Source organism: Micromonospora fluostatini (assembly GCF_050410825.1).
In the GTDB taxonomy this organism is placed as follows: Bacteria; Actinomycetota; Actinomycetes; order Mycobacteriales; family Micromonosporaceae; genus Micromonospora; species Micromonospora rosaria.
In genome coordinates this window covers 1,968,643-1,983,481 of record NZ_CP191251.1, presented here as the reverse complement: position 1 = coordinate 1,983,481, position 14,839 = coordinate 1,968,643, and the positions used below count along the sequence as shown (strand labels likewise).

Here is a 14,839-nt window from a genome sequence, read left to right as displayed (position 1 = left end):
CGGGAAGGCTGACAAGATCTTTCACATGCTGCCCTCGGGTGTTCCGGCGCGCTCCTCGACCCGCCTCGCCCTGCGCGACGGCGGCCCGACCGACTTCACCGAGGCGTGGCTGCGCAACCGGCGGCTGTCCGACCACACCCGCGACGCGTACCGGCGCGACGTCGCCAGTTGGCTCACCTGGTGCGCCGCCCGGGGCCTGGACCCGCTGCGCGCCAACTTCCTCGACGTCAACGACTACGGCCGGGACCTGGAGTCCACCGTGGGCGCGCGCAGCGGCCGGCCGTTGACCCCGGCCACCGTGGCCCGCCGCCTGTCCGCCCTGTCCAGTTGGTACGACTTCCTGGTCAAGCTGCGGGCGATCGACGCCAACCCGGTGGCCGACGCCGACCGGCCCCGCATCGACCGGGACCACTCGACCACCATCGGCCTCACCCCGGAGGAGGTCGACCGGCTGCTCGCCGCCGCCGACGCCGACACGGGGCCGACGGCGGACCGCAACCGGGCCGCGATCGCCCTGCTGGCCGACCTGGGTCTGCGGGTCGGGGAACTGGTCTCCCTGGACCTGGCCGACCTGGGCGCCGAACGCGGTCACCGCAGTGTCCGCTTCGTCGGCAAGGGCGGCCGGGCGCGCCGCCGCGCGCTCACCCCCGGCACCGCGTACGCCGTGGACGCCTACCTGGCCGCCCGCGCCGCCGCCCAGGGGGTACCGGTGACCGGCCTGACCGGGCCGCTGCTGGTCACCGCCAGCGGCAACCGGCTGGACCGGCACTCGGTGTTCCGGATGGTCCGTCGCCTCGCCCAGGCCGCCGGACTACCCGCCTGGGCGAAACTGTCCCCGCACTCGCTGCGGCACGCCTTCGCCACCACCGCCCGCGCCGAGGGGGTGCCACTGGAGGACGTGCAGGACGCCATGGGCCACGCCGACCCGCGCACCACCCGCCGCTACGACCGGGACCGGCACAACCTGGACCGCGACCCGGCGTACGTCATCTGGGCGGCGCGGGCCCGCCGCCGCGCCTGACCGGCGGGCCCGGTGCCGCCGGGGCGGTGGGGGTCAGCGCGGCTGGCGCTCGCCCCGGGCCCGGTGGTTGGCGTGTCGACGGACGGCGAACCCGTACGCCTCGGCCAGCAGGTCCCGGACGGTGGGCCAGGTCGCGTCGGGGTTCACCACGCACACCCAGTGCTGGCCGGCGTAGACCGGGTGCGGCACGATCCGGTCCGGCACCGTCGCGTCGTGTCCCGTCGCCGGCAGCCCGGTCGCCTCCCGGCGGGTGGGCACCGGACCGAACAGCCCGGTGTACCCGGCCCGGGTCAGCCCGACGTTGAGCCGGTACCGGCCGGGCGCGTCCAGCCGGGAGGCGCTGTCGTACCGGTCGGTGGTGACGATCGTCGCGAACGGCTGCTGCCGCTGCGGTGGCAGGTCACCGTCGGGGTCGTACAGGAAGAAGGTGTCCCCGGCGGCCTCGACGGCCCGCACCCCGGCGAAGGTGTCGCCCACGTACCGGCTGATCTCGCTGATCTCCATGCCTTCAATTTTCTCATTGACCTGCTTTGTGAGACTTTTTCCGCCCGAATCAGACGGCAGGCGGGCTCAACCCTCAACTGGGGAGGACGGGGTTCGCCGGTCAGGCGAGCAGGTCCAGGTGGTGGTGGGCGTCGGCGGAGACGTCCTCGTGGCGCAGCCACCGGCGCACCCACAGCCGTGCGGCCACCTCCGCCGCCTCGTCACCCCAGACCGCGTGCTCCACCAGCAGGGCGGCCGTCAGCGCGCACGCCATCCGCAGGGCCACACCCCGCGCCCCGGCCACCACCGCCACCGCCTGCGGGTCGGCGCTGACCTCCGCCAGCACGCCGGTCAGCTCACCGGCCACCGCCGCCAGGGTGTCGGCGAGAGCGGGGGAGAGCGGCCGGGCCAGGTCCACGGCGGCGGCCAGCCGGCGCAGCACCGGCCCACCGGCGTCCTCCCGGGAGACCGCCCGCAGCACGTCCAGCGCCAGCACGTTGGTGGTGCCCTCCCAGATCGGCAGCACCTGGGCGTCCCGCAGCAGCCGGGGCACCCCGGTGTCCTCGACGTACCCGGCACCGCCGAACGCCTCCACGTACTCGGCGGCGCTGGCCACCGCCCAGCGGCCGGTGGCGAGCTTCGCCAGCGGCGCGACCACCCGCAGCTCGGCGACGGCGTCCGGGTCGGCGCCCACCTCCACCCGGCCCAGCAGCGCGAACGCGTGCCCGGCCAGGACGAACGCGCCGGCCGCGTCGACCGCCAGGGCCCCCAGGGTGGCCCGGTGCAGCGGGTTGTCGGCCAGCCGCCCGCCGGCGACCTGCCGGGCGGCGGCGAACGCCCGCGCGTACGCCAGGCCCCGGCGCATGCCGCTGGCGGCGGCGTTGGCGTTGTGCACCCGGGTCACCACCACCAGGGTCATCGCCCGTGCCAGGCCGGGCTGGCCCGGGTCGCCCAGCGGCACCGCGTACGCCTCCCGCAGGCCGACCTCGGCGGTGGGCAGCGCCCGGGTGCCGAGCTTGTCCTTCAGCCGGTGCACGGTCACCCCGGGCGCCGGCGCGTCGGCCGGCGCACCGGCGGCGGCCAGCGGCGAGTCGGCGGCGTACCGGGGCACCAGGAACGGGGCCAGGACCCGGCTGCCCCGCCCCGCGCCGACCGGTCGGGCCAGGGCCACCGCCATCGGCGCGTCGGCGGCCGAGCAGAACCACTTCTCCCCGGTCAGCCGCCACGAGCCGTCCCCGACGTCCCGGGCGGTGGTGGTCGAGCGGGACAGGTCCGAGCCGCCCTGCGACTCGGTCATCCACTGCCCCGACACCACCGCCGTGGCCGGATCGGTGGCGACCAGCCGGGGCAGCCACCGGTCCCGCACCGCCGGGTCGACCTCGGGGCGGGCCAGCAGCGCGGCGGCCCCGTCGGCCATCGCCACCGGGCAGGAGAAGGTCGCCGACTCCGGCGCGTACAGGTGCAGCAGGGCGTGCTGCACCACCCGCGCCGCCGCGCCCCAGGTGGCCCGCGCCCCGTCCAGGTACGGCAGGGCCACCACGGCGTGCCGGGCGGCGGCGGTCCGCTGGGCCTGCCAGCCGGCGGCGGTGTCGATCCGGTCGACCCGGGCGCCCCACGGGTCGTACCGCACCAACGTCGGCGGGTGCGCCTCGGCGTCGGCGTGCGCGGCGCGCAGCGGCCCCACCACGTCGGCGGCCAGGTCGGTCAGGCGGTCCCTGGCGGCGGCGTGCCCGGCCGGGCCGAGCTGCCGCTCCAGCCAGGACCGCAGCCAGCCGTCCGAGGTGTACGGATCGTCGGGGACCGGGACCGGCTGCACGTAGCGGGTCATCGTCACGCTCCTGAGGTGTAAGGAAGGGCCCCCTGTTAACGCATACGGTAGAGCGGGGTACCCCTCTCACACCCACCCGAAGCGGGCCCGGGCGGCGGCGGACGGTCAGACGACGTCGATGAGGCTCACTCCCGCCTGCCCGCCGAGGCACTCTGCGGGCACCTCGGGCCCGCCCCAGAGCGGCACTTCCTGCCAGCCGCCGGTCGCGGTGAACGTGTCGCCGGCCCTGATCTCCTTCTTCTCCGGCGTCAGCACCCCGACCTCACCGTCGGCGAGCAGGTCGGTGCCGTGCGGCCAGACGAGCAGTCTCACTCGTCCGGGCTTGCTGTGCACACCTCGCACGGCGAGGCACCCGCCGTCGTTGACCACCAGCTCGCCGACGATTCCGGCAAGCAGAACGATCTCTCGTGGCGGGGCTACCAGGGTGCGTACCCCGTCGCGTTCGAGTAGCCGGCCGCCGCTGGTCGGGCTCGGCTCCACCGGACCACCGGCCGGTGCCTCACCGCACCCGGCCACCCCCACGACGGCCAGAACCACGGCCACCGTGACCGCCCCGCGACACCACCACGGGCCGGCCGCCGCCCACCCCGGCACCCCGGACCGGCGTCCAGAAACCCGGGTCCCGGACCCACCCACCGAACTGTTCATACCCTGTCCAACGAAACCGACGGCCACCCGACAGCTGGTTCCGACCGACCCGCAAGGCAAGATGCCCCGCGCGCGAGTGGGGCGGGGCGAGGCGGGGAGCAGGCAGCGGAGCGGGGGCGCAAGTCGCTGCGGTGGGGCGGGCGGGTTCTCTACGGTCGGTAGGCGTGGGGGGTGAGCGGTGGGAGCGGCCGGCCCGGCCGGGGCGTCCGGTGCGGGCCGGGCTGGTGCTGGCCGGGTGCGCGGTGGCGCTGTGCTGCGTGGGGGTGGCTGGCCTGGCCCTGTGGAACGTGCAGGTGATCTGGCGGGCCGACGGGCCGGTCCGGGACACCGCCGACGGGTTCCTGCGGGAGCTCACCGCCGGGGACACCGACGCCGCGTACGAACGGCTCTGCGCGGACACCCGGACCCGGTGGAGCCGGATCGGCTTCGACCGGTGGGTACGCACCCCGCCGGAGGTGACCGGCTACCGGGTCCTCGACGTGTCGGTGAGCACCCGCGACGGGCGCCCGCACGGCACGGTGACCGCCCGGCTGGACCGGGCCAGCGGCGTCGCCGAGGAACGCCGGCTGTCGGTGGTCCGCGACGGCGACGACTGGCGGGTCTGCGGCGACCCCTACTGACCCGGCCGAGGCAAAGACCAGCCGGGGAAAGGCCCGCAGCGGGGACGGGGGGCCGGGGGTCAGCGGCCGCCGAGGTCGCCGGTGCGGTGGTGCCGGCGGCACAGCACCTGGTAGCGGACCCGCGCGGTGTCCACCGTGTCGCCGATGACCACCTGCTCGCCCTCGCGGACCACCCGCCCGTCGACCACCCGGGCGTTGAGCAGCCCCTCCCGGCCGCACCAGCACAGCACCTCGACCTGGATGCGGGCCACCTCGTCGGCCAGCTCGAACAGCCGCCGCGCGGCCGGGAAGAGCTGGGACCGGAAGTCGGTGGCCAGGCCGAAGGCGTACACGTCGACGTCGTGCCGGTCGACCAGTTCGGCCATCTGTTCGACGTGCTCGACGCCGTAGAAGCTGGCCTCGTCGCAAATCAGGTAGTCCACCCGTACCCCGTCGTCGCGTGCGTCGCGCACCAGCGCGCGCAGGTCCAGGTCGTCGGTGACCTCGATGGCGGTGTGGGCCAGCCCGATGCGGGTGGTGACCTGCGGCCCCATCGACCGGTCGATGCGGGTGGTGACCAGGCCCCGGCGGCCCTGCCGGGCGTGGTTGTAGTTCATCTGCAACGCCATCGTGGACTTGCCGCAGTCCATCGGCCCCCAGAAGAACTTCAACGCCGCGGCGTGCAACGGCCGCCCGTCGACCCCGCGCGCCACGGCACAGGCGGCGGAGTCGACGGGCGGGGCGGACAGCGGGCGGGCCAGGCAGATCGGGGCGGCGGTGGCGTCGTCGGTCACGGCAGGGCAGCCTAGCCGATCGACGCCCCCGGATCGGTCCGCAGCGTTACAGCACCCGGGGCGGGGTGTTGCCGGCGGCGACGATGGCCCGGCGGATCGGCACGGCGGCCAGCAGCGCGAACCCGACCACGAAGAAGATCAGCAGGGAGACCAGGCCCACCCGGTAGGAGTTGGTGAGCTGGAACACCAGACCGAAGGCGAGCGGGCCGAGCCAACTGGTGCCCTTGTCGCTGATCTCGTAGAAGCCGTAGTACTCGCCCTCCTTGCCCTCGGGGATGAGCTGGCTGAACAGCGACCGGCTCAGCGCCTGGCTGCCGCCGAGCACCAGACCGATCATCGCCCCGAGGATCATGAACGGTACCGGCGCCTCGGCGGGCAGCCAGAACGCGGCGAGGATCACGCCGGTCCACAGCACCAGGCTGAGCAGGACGGTCTTCCACGCGCCGATCCGCTTGGCCAGCGCGCCGAGCAGCAGCGCCCCGCCGAAGGCGAGGAACTGCACCAGCAGGATCGTCACGATCAGGGTGTCCTGCTCCAGGTTCAGCTCCTCGGTGCCGTACTGGCTGGCCAGGGCGATGACCGTCTGGATGCCGTCGTTGTAGACCAGGAACGCCAGCAGGAAGAACAGCGTCAACGGGTACGCCCGGATCTGGCGCAGGGTCCGGCCGAGCTGCCGGAACCCGTCGAGGAGCACGTTGCCGCCCCCGGCGGCCGCCTCGGCGGTGGGGCGTTCCCGCAGCCAGCGCAACGGGACCAGGGTGAACAGCGCCCACCACACCCCGGCCGACACGATCGAGGCGCGGGCCAGGTCCAGGGTGCGCTGCCCGTCGCCGTCGCGGCTGAACATCATCACCACGACCAGGTTCAGCGCCAGCAGCAGCCCACCACCGAGGTACCCGAGGGCCCAGCCCCGGCTGGAGATGCCGTCGCGGTCGTCGGGCCCGCCCAACTGGGGCAGGAACGAGTTGTAGACCACCACCCCGGCGCCGAACGCGATGTTGGCGACCATGAACAGGGCCCCGCCGAGCAGGTACCGGTCCCCGGTGACGAAGACCATGCCGATGGTGGCGCCGGCCCCGACGAACGCGGCGACGGCCAGCAGCCGCTTCTTGTGCGCCGACCGGTCGGCGACCGCCCCGACCACCGGCAGCACGAAGACGGTGAGGAAGACCGACGCCGACACCAGGTACGGGAAGTACGACCCGGCGGCGACCTTGATGCCCAGCGGGTACACGTACCCGGTGCAGTCGTCGGCGCCGAGTTCGCAGCCGGCGGCGAGCTTCGCGACGCTGGTCAGGAACGGGCCGAGGAACACGGTCAGCACCGTGGTCGAGAAGGCCGACATGGCCCAGTCGTAGAAGTACCAGCCGGTGCGCTCGCGGCGGGTGCTGCCCGGTGCGGTCCGGGGGGTGGGGGTGACCGTCTCGGCCAATGGGGGTCCTCGGGTTTTCAGGCGGCCCAGTGGCCGCGACTGCGGTAGACGTCGCGCAGCACGCCGACGTGATCGGTCATGATGCCATCCACCCCGAGATCAAGTAAGCCGTGCATCTCGGTGGGTTCGTCGATCGTCCAGACGTGCACCTGGAGGCCGTGCCGGTGGGCGTGGGCGAGGAACCGGCGGTCGAGCACCCGGACCCGGCCGTAGCGCACCGGCACCTGCGCGGCCACCACCGACGGGGGCAGCCGCAGCCGGCGGCCGGCCAGCGAGGCCAGGCGCAGCGCGGCGACCCCCCGCATGCCCAGCCCGGTGGCGATCCGCCCGCCGGTGAGCGTGCGCAGCCGGCCCAGCCGGGCGTCACTGAACGAGGCGAGCAGCACGCGGTCCCCGGCGCCGGTGCGCGCGACGGCGGCGACGGTGGGCTCGACCCCGCCGTCGGCCTTGACGTCGACGTTGAACCGCACCTGCGGCCAGGCGGCGAGCACCTCGTCGAGGCGGGGGACCAGGGCCGCCCCGCCGACCCGGACCGACGCCAGGTCGGCCAGGCGCAGGTCGGCGATGCGCCCGGCCTCGCCGGTGACCCGGCGCAGGGTGGCGTCGTGGAAGACCACAGCGACGCCGTCGGCGGTGGCGTGCACGTCGGTCTCGACGTACCGGTAGCCGAGGTCGACGGCGCGGGTGAACGCGGCGACGGTGTTCTCGTCGCCGGCGGCGGCGCCGCCCCGGTGGGCGAACGCCAGCGGTGCGGGCGCGTCGAGGTACGCACGGGGCACGCCGGCAGTATCCCCGCCGGCGGTGACCGGCCGGTGACCGGGGCGTGACCCCTGGCCAGCACGGTTCGGACACCCGGCGGGCCCGCACGGTTCGGATACCCGACAGAGACGGTGGCCGCCCCGGTGCCGACGGTGACGATGGAGACATGAACCCGCCGGATGGCCGGGGCCGTACCGACGCCCCGCTGCTGCGACGGCCCCTGGACCCGCTGCCGCCCCGCCTGCTCCCACCGCCGGCCCCGCCGGCCCGGGCTGCCCGGCACCGCCCGGTACCTGCTGCTGGGTGTGCTGGCCGTCGGGAACCCGTGGGCGGCCGAGACGCTGTACCAGGCGCACGTCGACCTGGCGGGGGTCCACCTGCCGCCCACCGACGGTTACCTGGCTCCGCTGCTGGTCGTGGTCACCGCCGTGCTGGTGGGGCTGGCCTGGCCGGCGTGGGACCCCCAGCCCCCACCCGACCCGGCCGGGTACTGGCTCGCGGGGAACCTGCGGACGCTGGTGTTCCTGGCCGTCACGGTGTGGCTGCTGCGTCGGCTGGCCGCCGCCGGACCCGTACCGCCGGGCCCGTGGCGGACGCCGGCGATGTTCGCCGCCCCGCTGGCCGGGGCGGTGGCCGGTGCCCTCGGCGGCGCGGCCGTGCAGGTCGGCCTCGGTGAACCGGCCGTGACCGGGCGGGCCCTGCTGCAGGCGACGCTGTCGTTCTCCTCGGGCGGGCTGCTCTGCGCGGTGCTGGCCGGGACGCTGCTGGCCCTCGTCGTGGCCCGGTCCGCCGGGTCGGGCAGGTGACCCGCGTGCCGCACCAGGCAGACCCGCCCGCGCAGGAGCACACCATCCCCGCGCAGGAGCACACCGCCAGCGAGGCGACCCGCTACCTGTGCGCCGCCGCGCACACCGACGCGACGTTCACCCGACGGACGCTGGCCGAGATCTTCGACGACGACCTGCGGGCGGTGGCCCCGTCGGTCGGGTTCGACCTGCCCACGGTGCTGCGGCACTGCCTGTGGGCCCGCCGCCGACGCCGCGACCGCGACGCCTGGCTGCTGCTGACCGGGGGCGCCGCCCTGCTGATCTCCCCGCTGTGGGCGGTGCTGGCCGGGCTGGTCATGCTGGTCGCCGGGGCGCTGACCCCCCACCGGGACACCCGGACCGGCCTGGCCCGGGCGCTGCTGGGGCTGGTCGGCGGGGCGCTGGCGGCGGTGCTGCTGCTGGTGCAGTTTCGTCAGGTGGCCGCCACCGACGAGCCGGGCTCCCTGACGGACTGGCTGGTCGGCCGCCCGCTGCTGGCCCTGCCCTTCGGGGTGGCCGCCTACCTGGTCCTGGTGCTGCACCTGCTGGGTACCCGGTGGCTGCTGGCCACCCGCCTGCGCCGGGGCCGGGTGCAGCCGCCGGAGCGGCCCGCCACGGGCGAGGGCCGCCACGCCGCCCGGCTGGCCGCCGTCGAGGGCGCCCAGCACGGCAACGTCACCGTCTACCGCGGCTACGACCCCTTCGTCGGATACGGCGACCCGGTGGCCGGCTGGTCGTTCGCCCTGCCGCTGGTGGCGGCCGAGCCGGTCGTCGGGCTGCCCGCCGGGCCGGCCGCGAGTGTCGCGTTCCCGGTCGTCGACCTCATCGACCACGTCCGCGACCACCTCGCCACGGTGCGTCTGGACCCGGGCGGCCCCGACCTGCCCGGCGGGCTGCTGCTGCAGGACCGGGTCTTCGTGGGTGGTCGGCTGCTCACCGGCGATTCCCGGCTGCTGCCCGACCGGCAGCGCATGCCCCGGCAGCGGGTCCGACGAGCAGGTGCGGCAGGTGGCCGGGCAGCCGCGCGGGGCGGCCCGCCACTACCTGTGCGCCCTGGTCCCCTCCTGGGGCGGGGAGGTGGTGGCCGGCACGTTCCTGCACTTCTCCACCGACGGACGGGTGCTGTACCTGGAGTGCGCGCGCACGGTGCTGCAACCGCCCCGGCTGGGCTACCACGACGTGGACCGGTTGACCGAGTGGCTGCCGGCCAGCCACCTGGCGCAGGTGTTGGCCACCGGCGGCGCGACCCTGCTGCGGACCGCCGCCGGTGCGCCGGGGCGGCTGCTGGTCGACCTGCTCGACGCGGCCCGCCACGAGCGGCGGCAGAGCCGGCGACGCCGGCTGGCCCGGGAGGATCTCGGGTACGACTACGGCGCCGAGGTCGGGGTGCGGGAGGTGGCCGCCGGCGCCGACTACCACAACTACTTCCAGGTCCTCGACGCCGCCAAGCACCTGAAGGTGGTGGAACGGCACGTGCTGGCCGCCATCGTCGGCTTCCTCGACGCGCGGGGGGTCGACACGACGGAGTTCCGCACCCGGCAGACCACCATCCTCAACCAGGGTGTGATCCAGACCGGCGGATTGAGCGTCGTCGGCAACCAGGCGGTGGGCACCGGGGCGCGTGCCGAGCAGGCGACGGAGGCCGGGAACGACGCGTCCCGGCAGCGGCGGGAGAGCTAGGGGAATGGGGGAGACGGTGTCCGACAGCGGTGCGGTCAACTACGGCGTCCAGCAGTCCGGTGGCGTCAGCCAGGTCGGCAACCAGGCGGTGGGCCCCGGCGCGTACGCGGTCGGCGGCACGCTGTCGTCGACCCCGACGCCCACCGGGGCCGACCTGTCGGCCCTGCTCGGCACGTTGCTGCAGGTGCTGGACCGGCACGCGGCGCAGCTCACGCCGCCGGCGCGGGTCGCCGCCGCCGACCTGCGCGCGGAGCTGGGCGCGGGCCGGCCGGCCGAGCCGGCCCGGGTGACCGTCCTGCTGCACCGGCTGGCCGAGGTGGCCACCCCGGTGGCGCCGGTCGCGGTGGCCGTCGCCGAGGTGCTGCGGGCGGTGCAGGGCGGCTGAGCGCTCAGCCGGGCCGGTCGAGCCGGCGGTGCGCGCGGCTGGTGTCCACCGGGCGGGACGGGTCGACGTGGCGGGGCCGGTCGGGCTCGTCGGGGCGCAACGGCACCAGCGTCTCGGTGATCGCGTCGATGATCCGGTCGGTGGCCCGCCGGGCCGCGCCGGCCCCGGCGGGATCCAGGTCGGCCAGGTGGACCGGGGCACCGAAGTGCACCCGGATCACCGGCCGACGCCGCACGGCCCGGACGAGCCCGCCCAGCATCCCCCGGGGCGCCTGGTACGGCAGCACCTCGTGGGAGCCCCACTGGGCGACCGGGACGACCGGGACGCCGCTGGCGAACGCGAGCCGGGCGGTGCCGGTCTTGCCGCGTTCCGGCCACAGGCCGGGGTCCAGCCCGATCCGCCCCTCGGGATAGACCAGGACGACCGAGTCGGTGGCCGCGACGGCGGCGGCGTCGAGGGCCCGGCCGACGGCGGCGGTGCCCCGGTCCACCCGGATGTGCCCGGCGTGGCGCATGGCCGCGCCGATCACCGGGGCGCGGAACAGCCCGGCGGTGGCCATGATCCGGGGCGCGACGCCCCGGGTCTGGCAGGCGGCGGCGAGCACGATCGGGTCGAACGGGCTGAGGTGGTTGGCCGCGAGGATCAGCGGCCCCCGGCGCAGCGTCTCGGGCACGTCGCCGGTGACCCGCAACCGGGCGACCAGCGCGACGAGGAGGCGGGCGAACAGTTGGGCGGCCCGCCAGAGCAGGGGCGGTCGCCAGGGGGAGGGCGGGGTGTCCATCAGCGGTCGATCGTGCCACGCCCGCGCCCGTGCCGGGGGCCGGACGCCCGCTGCGGCACGTCGGTCCGGCGCGCCCGACCGGCCCCCGTGATCAAGGTCATTGGTCCCGGGTCCGTTCGGGACCTCCGCCCCTGCCGCACCGTCTACGACGCCGAGTAGTATTTACTACGTCCCGTAGTATGACGACCTGGGGGTTACAGGTGGACGCGTTGGACGTCGCCCGCTGGCAGTTCGGTGTCACCACCGTCTACCACTTTCTCTTCGTCCCGCTGACCATCGGACTCTCCGTCCTGGTCGCCATCCTGCAGACCCTCTGGCACCGCACCGGCGACGAGAAGTACCTCAAGCTCACCAAGTTCTACGGCAAGCTCTTCCTGATCAACTTCGCGATGGGCATCGTCACCGGCATCGTGCAGGAGTTCCAGTTCGGCATGAACTGGAGCGACTACTCCCGCTTCGTCGGCGACATCTTCGGCGCACCCCTGGCCATCGAGGCCCTGGTCGCCTTCTTCCTGGAATCCACCTTCATCGGCCTGTGGATCTTCGGCTGGGACCGGCTGCCCCGACGACTGCACCTGGCCAGCATCTGGGCCGCCGCCATCGGCAGCAACCTCAGCGCCTACTTCATCCTCGCCGCCAACTCCTTCATGCAGAACCCCGTCGGCTACCGCATCAACCCGGAGAGCGGACGGGCCGAACTCACCGACTTCGTCGCCGTCCTCACCAACAAGGTCGCCCTGGTCACCTTCCCGCACACCATCTTCGGCAGCTTCCTGGTCGCCGGCTCCCTGCTCGTCGCGGTCGCCGTCTGGCACCTCGTGCGCCGTCCGGACAACCCCGACACCCCGGCCTACCGTTTCGCCGCCAAGATGGGCGCCTCCGTCGCCCTGATCTCCACCGCCGGGGTCCTGGTCACCGGCGACATCCAGAGCAAGATCATGACCGAGGTGCAGCCGATGAAGATGGCCGCCGCCGAGGGCCTCTACACCACCGAGAGCCCCGCCGCCTTCTCCGTGTTCACCGTCGGCAGCCTCGACGGCAGCCGGGAGGTCTTCGCCCTCAAGATCCCCTACCTGCTCTCCTTCCTCAGCACCGGGGACCCGAACGGCACCGTCCACGGCATCAACGACCTCCAGGCCCAGTACGCCACCCAGTACGGCCCCGGCAACTACGCCCCGATCATCCCCGTGGCCTACTGGAGCTTCCGCTTCATGATCGGCTTCGGGCTCGCCGCCGCCGCCATCGCCCTCTGGGTGCTCTGGTCCCAGCGCAGGGGCCGCACCCCGCGCAGCCGCTGGCTGCTGCGCGCCGCCGTGATCATGCCGATCCTGCCCCTGCTCGCCAACTCCTTCGGCTGGATCTTCACCGAGATGGGCCGCCAGCCCTGGATCGTCTTCGGCGAGATGCTCACCCGCGACGGCGTCTCCCGCAGCGTCAGCCTCGCCGAGGTCCTCACCAGCTTCACCGCCTTCACCCTGATCTACGCCACGCTCGCCGTCGTGGAGGTCAAACTCCTGCTCCGGTACGCCAAAGCCGGCGTACCCGAGATCACCGAACCCGACCAACCCGACGACACCGACGACGACGCCGACCGCCCCCTCGCCTTCGCCTACTGACCCCGGAGCCCCACCGTGGACCTCACCACCGTCTGGTTTCTCCTCATCGCCGTGCTCTTCACCGGCTACTTCATCCTCGAAGGCTTCGACTTCGGCGTCGGCATGCTCCTGCCCGTCCTCGGCCGCGACGACCGCGAACGCCGAGTCATGATCAACACCATCGGGCCGGTCTGGGACGGCAACGAGGTCTGGCTCATCACCGCCGGCGGCGCCATGTTCGCCGCCTTCCCCGAGTGGTACGCCACCCTCTTCTCCGGCTTCTACCTGCCCCTGCTGCTGATCCTGCTGGCCCTGATCGCCCGGGGGGTCGCCTTCGAGTACCGCCACAAGCGCCCCGAGGCCACCTGGAAACGCCGCTGGGACACCGCCATCATCGTCGGCTCCCTCGTCCCGGCGGTGCTGTGGGGCGTCGCCTTCGCCAACATCCTGCGCGGCGTACCGCTGGACGCCGACCACGAGTACGTCGGCGGCCTGCTCGACCTGCTCAACCCGTACGCCCTGCTCGGCGGGGCCACCACCGCCGTCCTCTTCGCCACCCACGGCGCGGTCTTCGTCGCCCTCAAGACCGTCGGCGACATCCGCCACCGCGCCCGCGCCCTCGCCGGCCGCCTCGGCGTCGCCGCCGCCGTCCTCGCCATGGCCTTCCTGACCTGGACCCTCACCATCCGCTCCAGCGCCGCCGCCGTCGTCCTCGCCGTCGGCGCCGCCCTCGCCCTGGCCGCCGGCCTCGCCGCCGCCCGGGCCCGCCGCGAGGGCTGGGCCTTCACCGGCACCGCCGTGGCCATCGGCCTCGCCGTCGCCACCCTCTTCGCCGCCCTCTTCCCGAACGTGCTGCCCTCCACCGCCGACCCCGCCGGCACCCTCACCGCCACCAACGCCGCGTCCACCGGCTACACCCTGACGATCATGACCTGGGTCGCCGTCCTGTTCACCCCGATCGTGCTGGCCTACCAGGGCTGGACGTACTGGGTCTTCCGCAAGCGCCTCGGCGTCCACCACATCCCGCACCCCTGACCGCCCGGCCGGCGGCGGGCGCGGGACCCGCCGCCGGGGCGCCGGCCACTAGGGCCTGTGTCGAAGTCGGTCACAGCCACTCGTTGATCGCGGCGACGTGCACGGTGGCTTCGTAGCGCACGGCGAGTTTGTCGAAGCGGGTGGCCACGGCACGGTGGCGTTTGAGGCGGTTGATGCCGCACTCCACGGCGTGACGCTGCTTGTACCGCTGCTGGTCGAAGGCCGGTGGCCGGCCGCCCTTCGACCCCAGCTTGCGCCGGTTCGCGTCCTGGTCGGCCTTCGACGGGATCGTCGCCCTGATGCCACGTCGGCGCAGGTAGCGGCGGTTGGCCTTCGACGTGTACGCCTTGTCAGCGAGAACCCGGTCCGGGCGGGTCCGGGGCCGGCCGCCGCCGAGTCGGGGCACCCGGATCCCGTCGAGCACCGCCATGAACTGCGGGCTGTCCCCACGCTGCCCGGCGGTCAACACGATCGACAGCGGCTTCTGTCCCTGCTCACAGGCCAGGTGCACCTTCGTGGTCAGCCCACCCCGTGACCGGCCGAGCGCGTGATCGGCCGGTTCGACCGTGACCCCGCCCGGCGGCTCGGCCTGCAGATCCCCCTTTTACGCGCCCCAGCGGCGTGCTGGTGCGCTCGGGCGACCGTCGAGTCCACCGACACGTCCCACACGACACGTCCGGCCACGTCAGCGAGGGCCTGCAACGCGGTCAGGATCCTCGCCCAGGTCCCATCACGCTGCCACCGCCGGAACAGCGCATACGCCGCAGCCCAGGACCCGTAACACTCCGGAACGTCCCGCCACGGGGCACCGACCCGTATCCGCCACCGGATCCCATCAATGAGCTGCCGTTTCGTCCATGTCGACGGTCGACCTGGCCTACGCCCCACAGGCAGCAGCGGCTCCAGCGCCACCCACTGTGCGTCGGTCAGGTCATGCCGCCTCGTCACCGCTAGGGTGTCCACGAGGTCTCCGGTGTTCGGGTTCTGCTTGGT

At 74.2% G+C, this 14,839-nt stretch carries 15 protein-coding genes; 7 read left to right on the top strand and 8 right to left on the bottom strand.

Annotated features, from left to right (window positions below; all coding sequences use genetic code 11):
- Positions 1-25: 25 nt before the first annotated feature.
- Positions 26-1,021 (top strand): tyrosine-type recombinase/integrase, encoded by a 996-nt coding sequence (locus ACQUFX_RS08400; RefSeq protein WP_428965458.1) that lies wholly within the window; start codon positions 26-28, stop codon positions 1,019-1,021.
- A 33-nt stretch (positions 1,022-1,054) separates the two neighbouring features.
- Here ACQUFX_RS08400 and ACQUFX_RS08395 read toward each other — a convergent pair whose 3' ends face one another.
- The 3 genes from ACQUFX_RS08395 to ACQUFX_RS08385 all read right to left on the bottom strand — a co-directional run bounded on the left by ACQUFX_RS08395 (position 1,055) and on the right by ACQUFX_RS08385 (position 3,875).
- Positions 1,055-1,525 (bottom strand): DUF6194 family protein, encoded by a 471-nt coding sequence (locus ACQUFX_RS08395; protein ID WP_428965457.1) that lies wholly within the window; start codon positions 1,523-1,525, stop codon positions 1,055-1,057.
- A 100-nt stretch (positions 1,526-1,625) separates the two neighbouring features.
- Positions 1,626-3,332, bottom strand: coding sequence for an acyl-CoA dehydrogenase family protein (locus ACQUFX_RS08390; RefSeq protein ID WP_428965456.1), 1,707 nt, complete (start codon positions 3,330-3,332; stop codon positions 1,626-1,628).
- Between the two features lie 105 nt (positions 3,333-3,437).
- Positions 3,438-3,875: a hypothetical protein gene (locus tag ACQUFX_RS08385; RefSeq protein ID WP_428965455.1), complete on the bottom strand. Its 438-nt coding sequence runs from the start codon at positions 3,873-3,875 to the stop codon at positions 3,438-3,440.
- 269 nt (positions 3,876-4,144) lie between these two features.
- Here ACQUFX_RS08385 and ACQUFX_RS08380 point away from each other — a divergent pair, with 269 nt between their 5' ends.
- Complete coding sequence (locus ACQUFX_RS08380) at positions 4,145-4,600, top strand: Rv0361 family membrane protein (RefSeq protein WP_428965454.1); 456 nt, start codon at positions 4,145-4,147, stop codon at positions 4,598-4,600.
- Between the two features lie 59 nt (positions 4,601-4,659).
- Here the strand turns inward: ACQUFX_RS08380 and ACQUFX_RS08375 are convergent, their stop codons facing one another.
- The 3 genes from ACQUFX_RS08375 to ACQUFX_RS08365 are packed head-to-tail and all read right to left on the bottom strand — an operon-like array spanning position 4,660 to position 7,584.
- Positions 4,660-5,373, bottom strand: a complete 714-nt coding sequence (locus tag ACQUFX_RS08375) for a thymidine kinase (RefSeq protein WP_428965453.1) — start codon at positions 5,371-5,373, stop codon at positions 4,660-4,662.
- Between the two features lie 46 nt (positions 5,374-5,419).
- Positions 5,420-6,805, bottom strand: a complete 1,386-nt coding sequence (locus ACQUFX_RS08370; protein ID WP_428965452.1) for an MFS transporter — start codon at positions 6,803-6,805, stop codon at positions 5,420-5,422.
- A gap of 17 nt (positions 6,806-6,822) precedes the next feature.
- Complete coding sequence (locus ACQUFX_RS08365) at positions 6,823-7,584, bottom strand: glycerophosphodiester phosphodiesterase (protein ID WP_428965451.1); 762 nt, start codon at positions 7,582-7,584, stop codon at positions 6,823-6,825.
- Between the two features lie 159 nt (positions 7,585-7,743).
- On the opposite strand from ACQUFX_RS08365, the gene ACQUFX_RS08360 reads away from it, so the two are divergent.
- The 3 genes from ACQUFX_RS08360 to ACQUFX_RS08350 all read left to right on the top strand — a co-directional run bounded on the left by ACQUFX_RS08360 (position 7,744) and on the right by ACQUFX_RS08350 (position 10,435).
- Entirely contained in the window at positions 7,744-8,370 is a 627-nt protein-coding gene (locus tag ACQUFX_RS08360; RefSeq protein WP_428965450.1) for a hypothetical protein, read from the top strand.
- 1,008 nt (positions 8,371-9,378) lie between these two features.
- On the top strand, positions 9,379-10,050 hold the full coding sequence (locus ACQUFX_RS08355; RefSeq protein WP_428965449.1) for a hypothetical protein: 672 nt from the start codon (positions 9,379-9,381) through the stop codon (positions 10,048-10,050).
- A gap of 16 nt (positions 10,051-10,066) precedes the next feature.
- A complete protein-coding gene (locus ACQUFX_RS08350; protein WP_428965448.1) occupies positions 10,067-10,435 on the top strand; it encodes a hypothetical protein in 369 nt (122 codons plus the stop codon).
- A 4-nt stretch (positions 10,436-10,439) separates the two neighbouring features.
- Here the strand turns inward: ACQUFX_RS08350 and ACQUFX_RS08345 are convergent, their stop codons facing one another.
- Entirely contained in the window at positions 10,440-11,216 is a 777-nt protein-coding gene (locus ACQUFX_RS08345) for a lysophospholipid acyltransferase family protein (protein ID WP_428965447.1), read from the bottom strand.
- A 200-nt stretch (positions 11,217-11,416) separates the two neighbouring features.
- Between ACQUFX_RS08345 and ACQUFX_RS08340 the strand changes: the two genes are divergently transcribed.
- Positions 11,417-12,832: a cytochrome ubiquinol oxidase subunit I gene (locus ACQUFX_RS08340; RefSeq protein WP_428966898.1), complete on the top strand. Its 1,416-nt coding sequence runs from the start codon at positions 11,417-11,419 to the stop codon at positions 12,830-12,832.
- Between the two features lie 15 nt (positions 12,833-12,847).
- The gene (gene cydB, locus ACQUFX_RS08335) at positions 12,848-13,846 is read left to right on the top strand and encodes a cytochrome d ubiquinol oxidase subunit II (protein WP_428965446.1); all 999 of its coding nucleotides are present in this window, start codon (positions 12,848-12,850) and stop codon (positions 13,844-13,846) included.
- Between the two features lie 70 nt (positions 13,847-13,916).
- Here cydB and ACQUFX_RS08330 read toward each other — a convergent pair.
- A protein-coding gene (locus ACQUFX_RS08330; protein ID WP_428966897.1) for an IS5 family transposase occupies positions 13,917-14,794 on the bottom strand; the annotation gives its coding sequence in 2 pieces (ribosomal slippage) (positions 13,917-14,398 and positions 14,398-14,794; 879 coding nt in all).
- Positions 14,795-14,839: the final 45 nt, after the last annotated feature.

Excerpts from the sequence above, each read along its gene's own strand:
- ACQUFX_RS08345 (WP_428965447.1), bottom strand. The coding sequence starts at position 11,216 with ATGGACACCCCGCCCTCCCCCTGGCGACCGCCCCTGCTCTGGCGGGCC.
- ACQUFX_RS08400 (WP_428965458.1), top strand. The coding sequence starts at position 26 with ATGCTGCCCTCGGGTGTTCCGGCGCGCTCCTCGACCCGCCTCGCCCTG.
- ACQUFX_RS08390 (WP_428965456.1), bottom strand. The coding sequence starts at position 3,332 with ATGACCCGCTACGTGCAGCCGGTCCCGGTCCCCGACGATCCGTACACC.
- ACQUFX_RS08395 (WP_428965457.1), bottom strand. The coding sequence starts at position 1,525 with ATGGAGATCAGCGAGATCAGCCGGTACGTGGGCGACACCTTCGCCGGG.
- ACQUFX_RS08360 (WP_428965450.1), top strand. The coding sequence starts at position 7,744 with ATGGCCGGGGCCGTACCGACGCCCCGCTGCTGCGACGGCCCCTGGACC.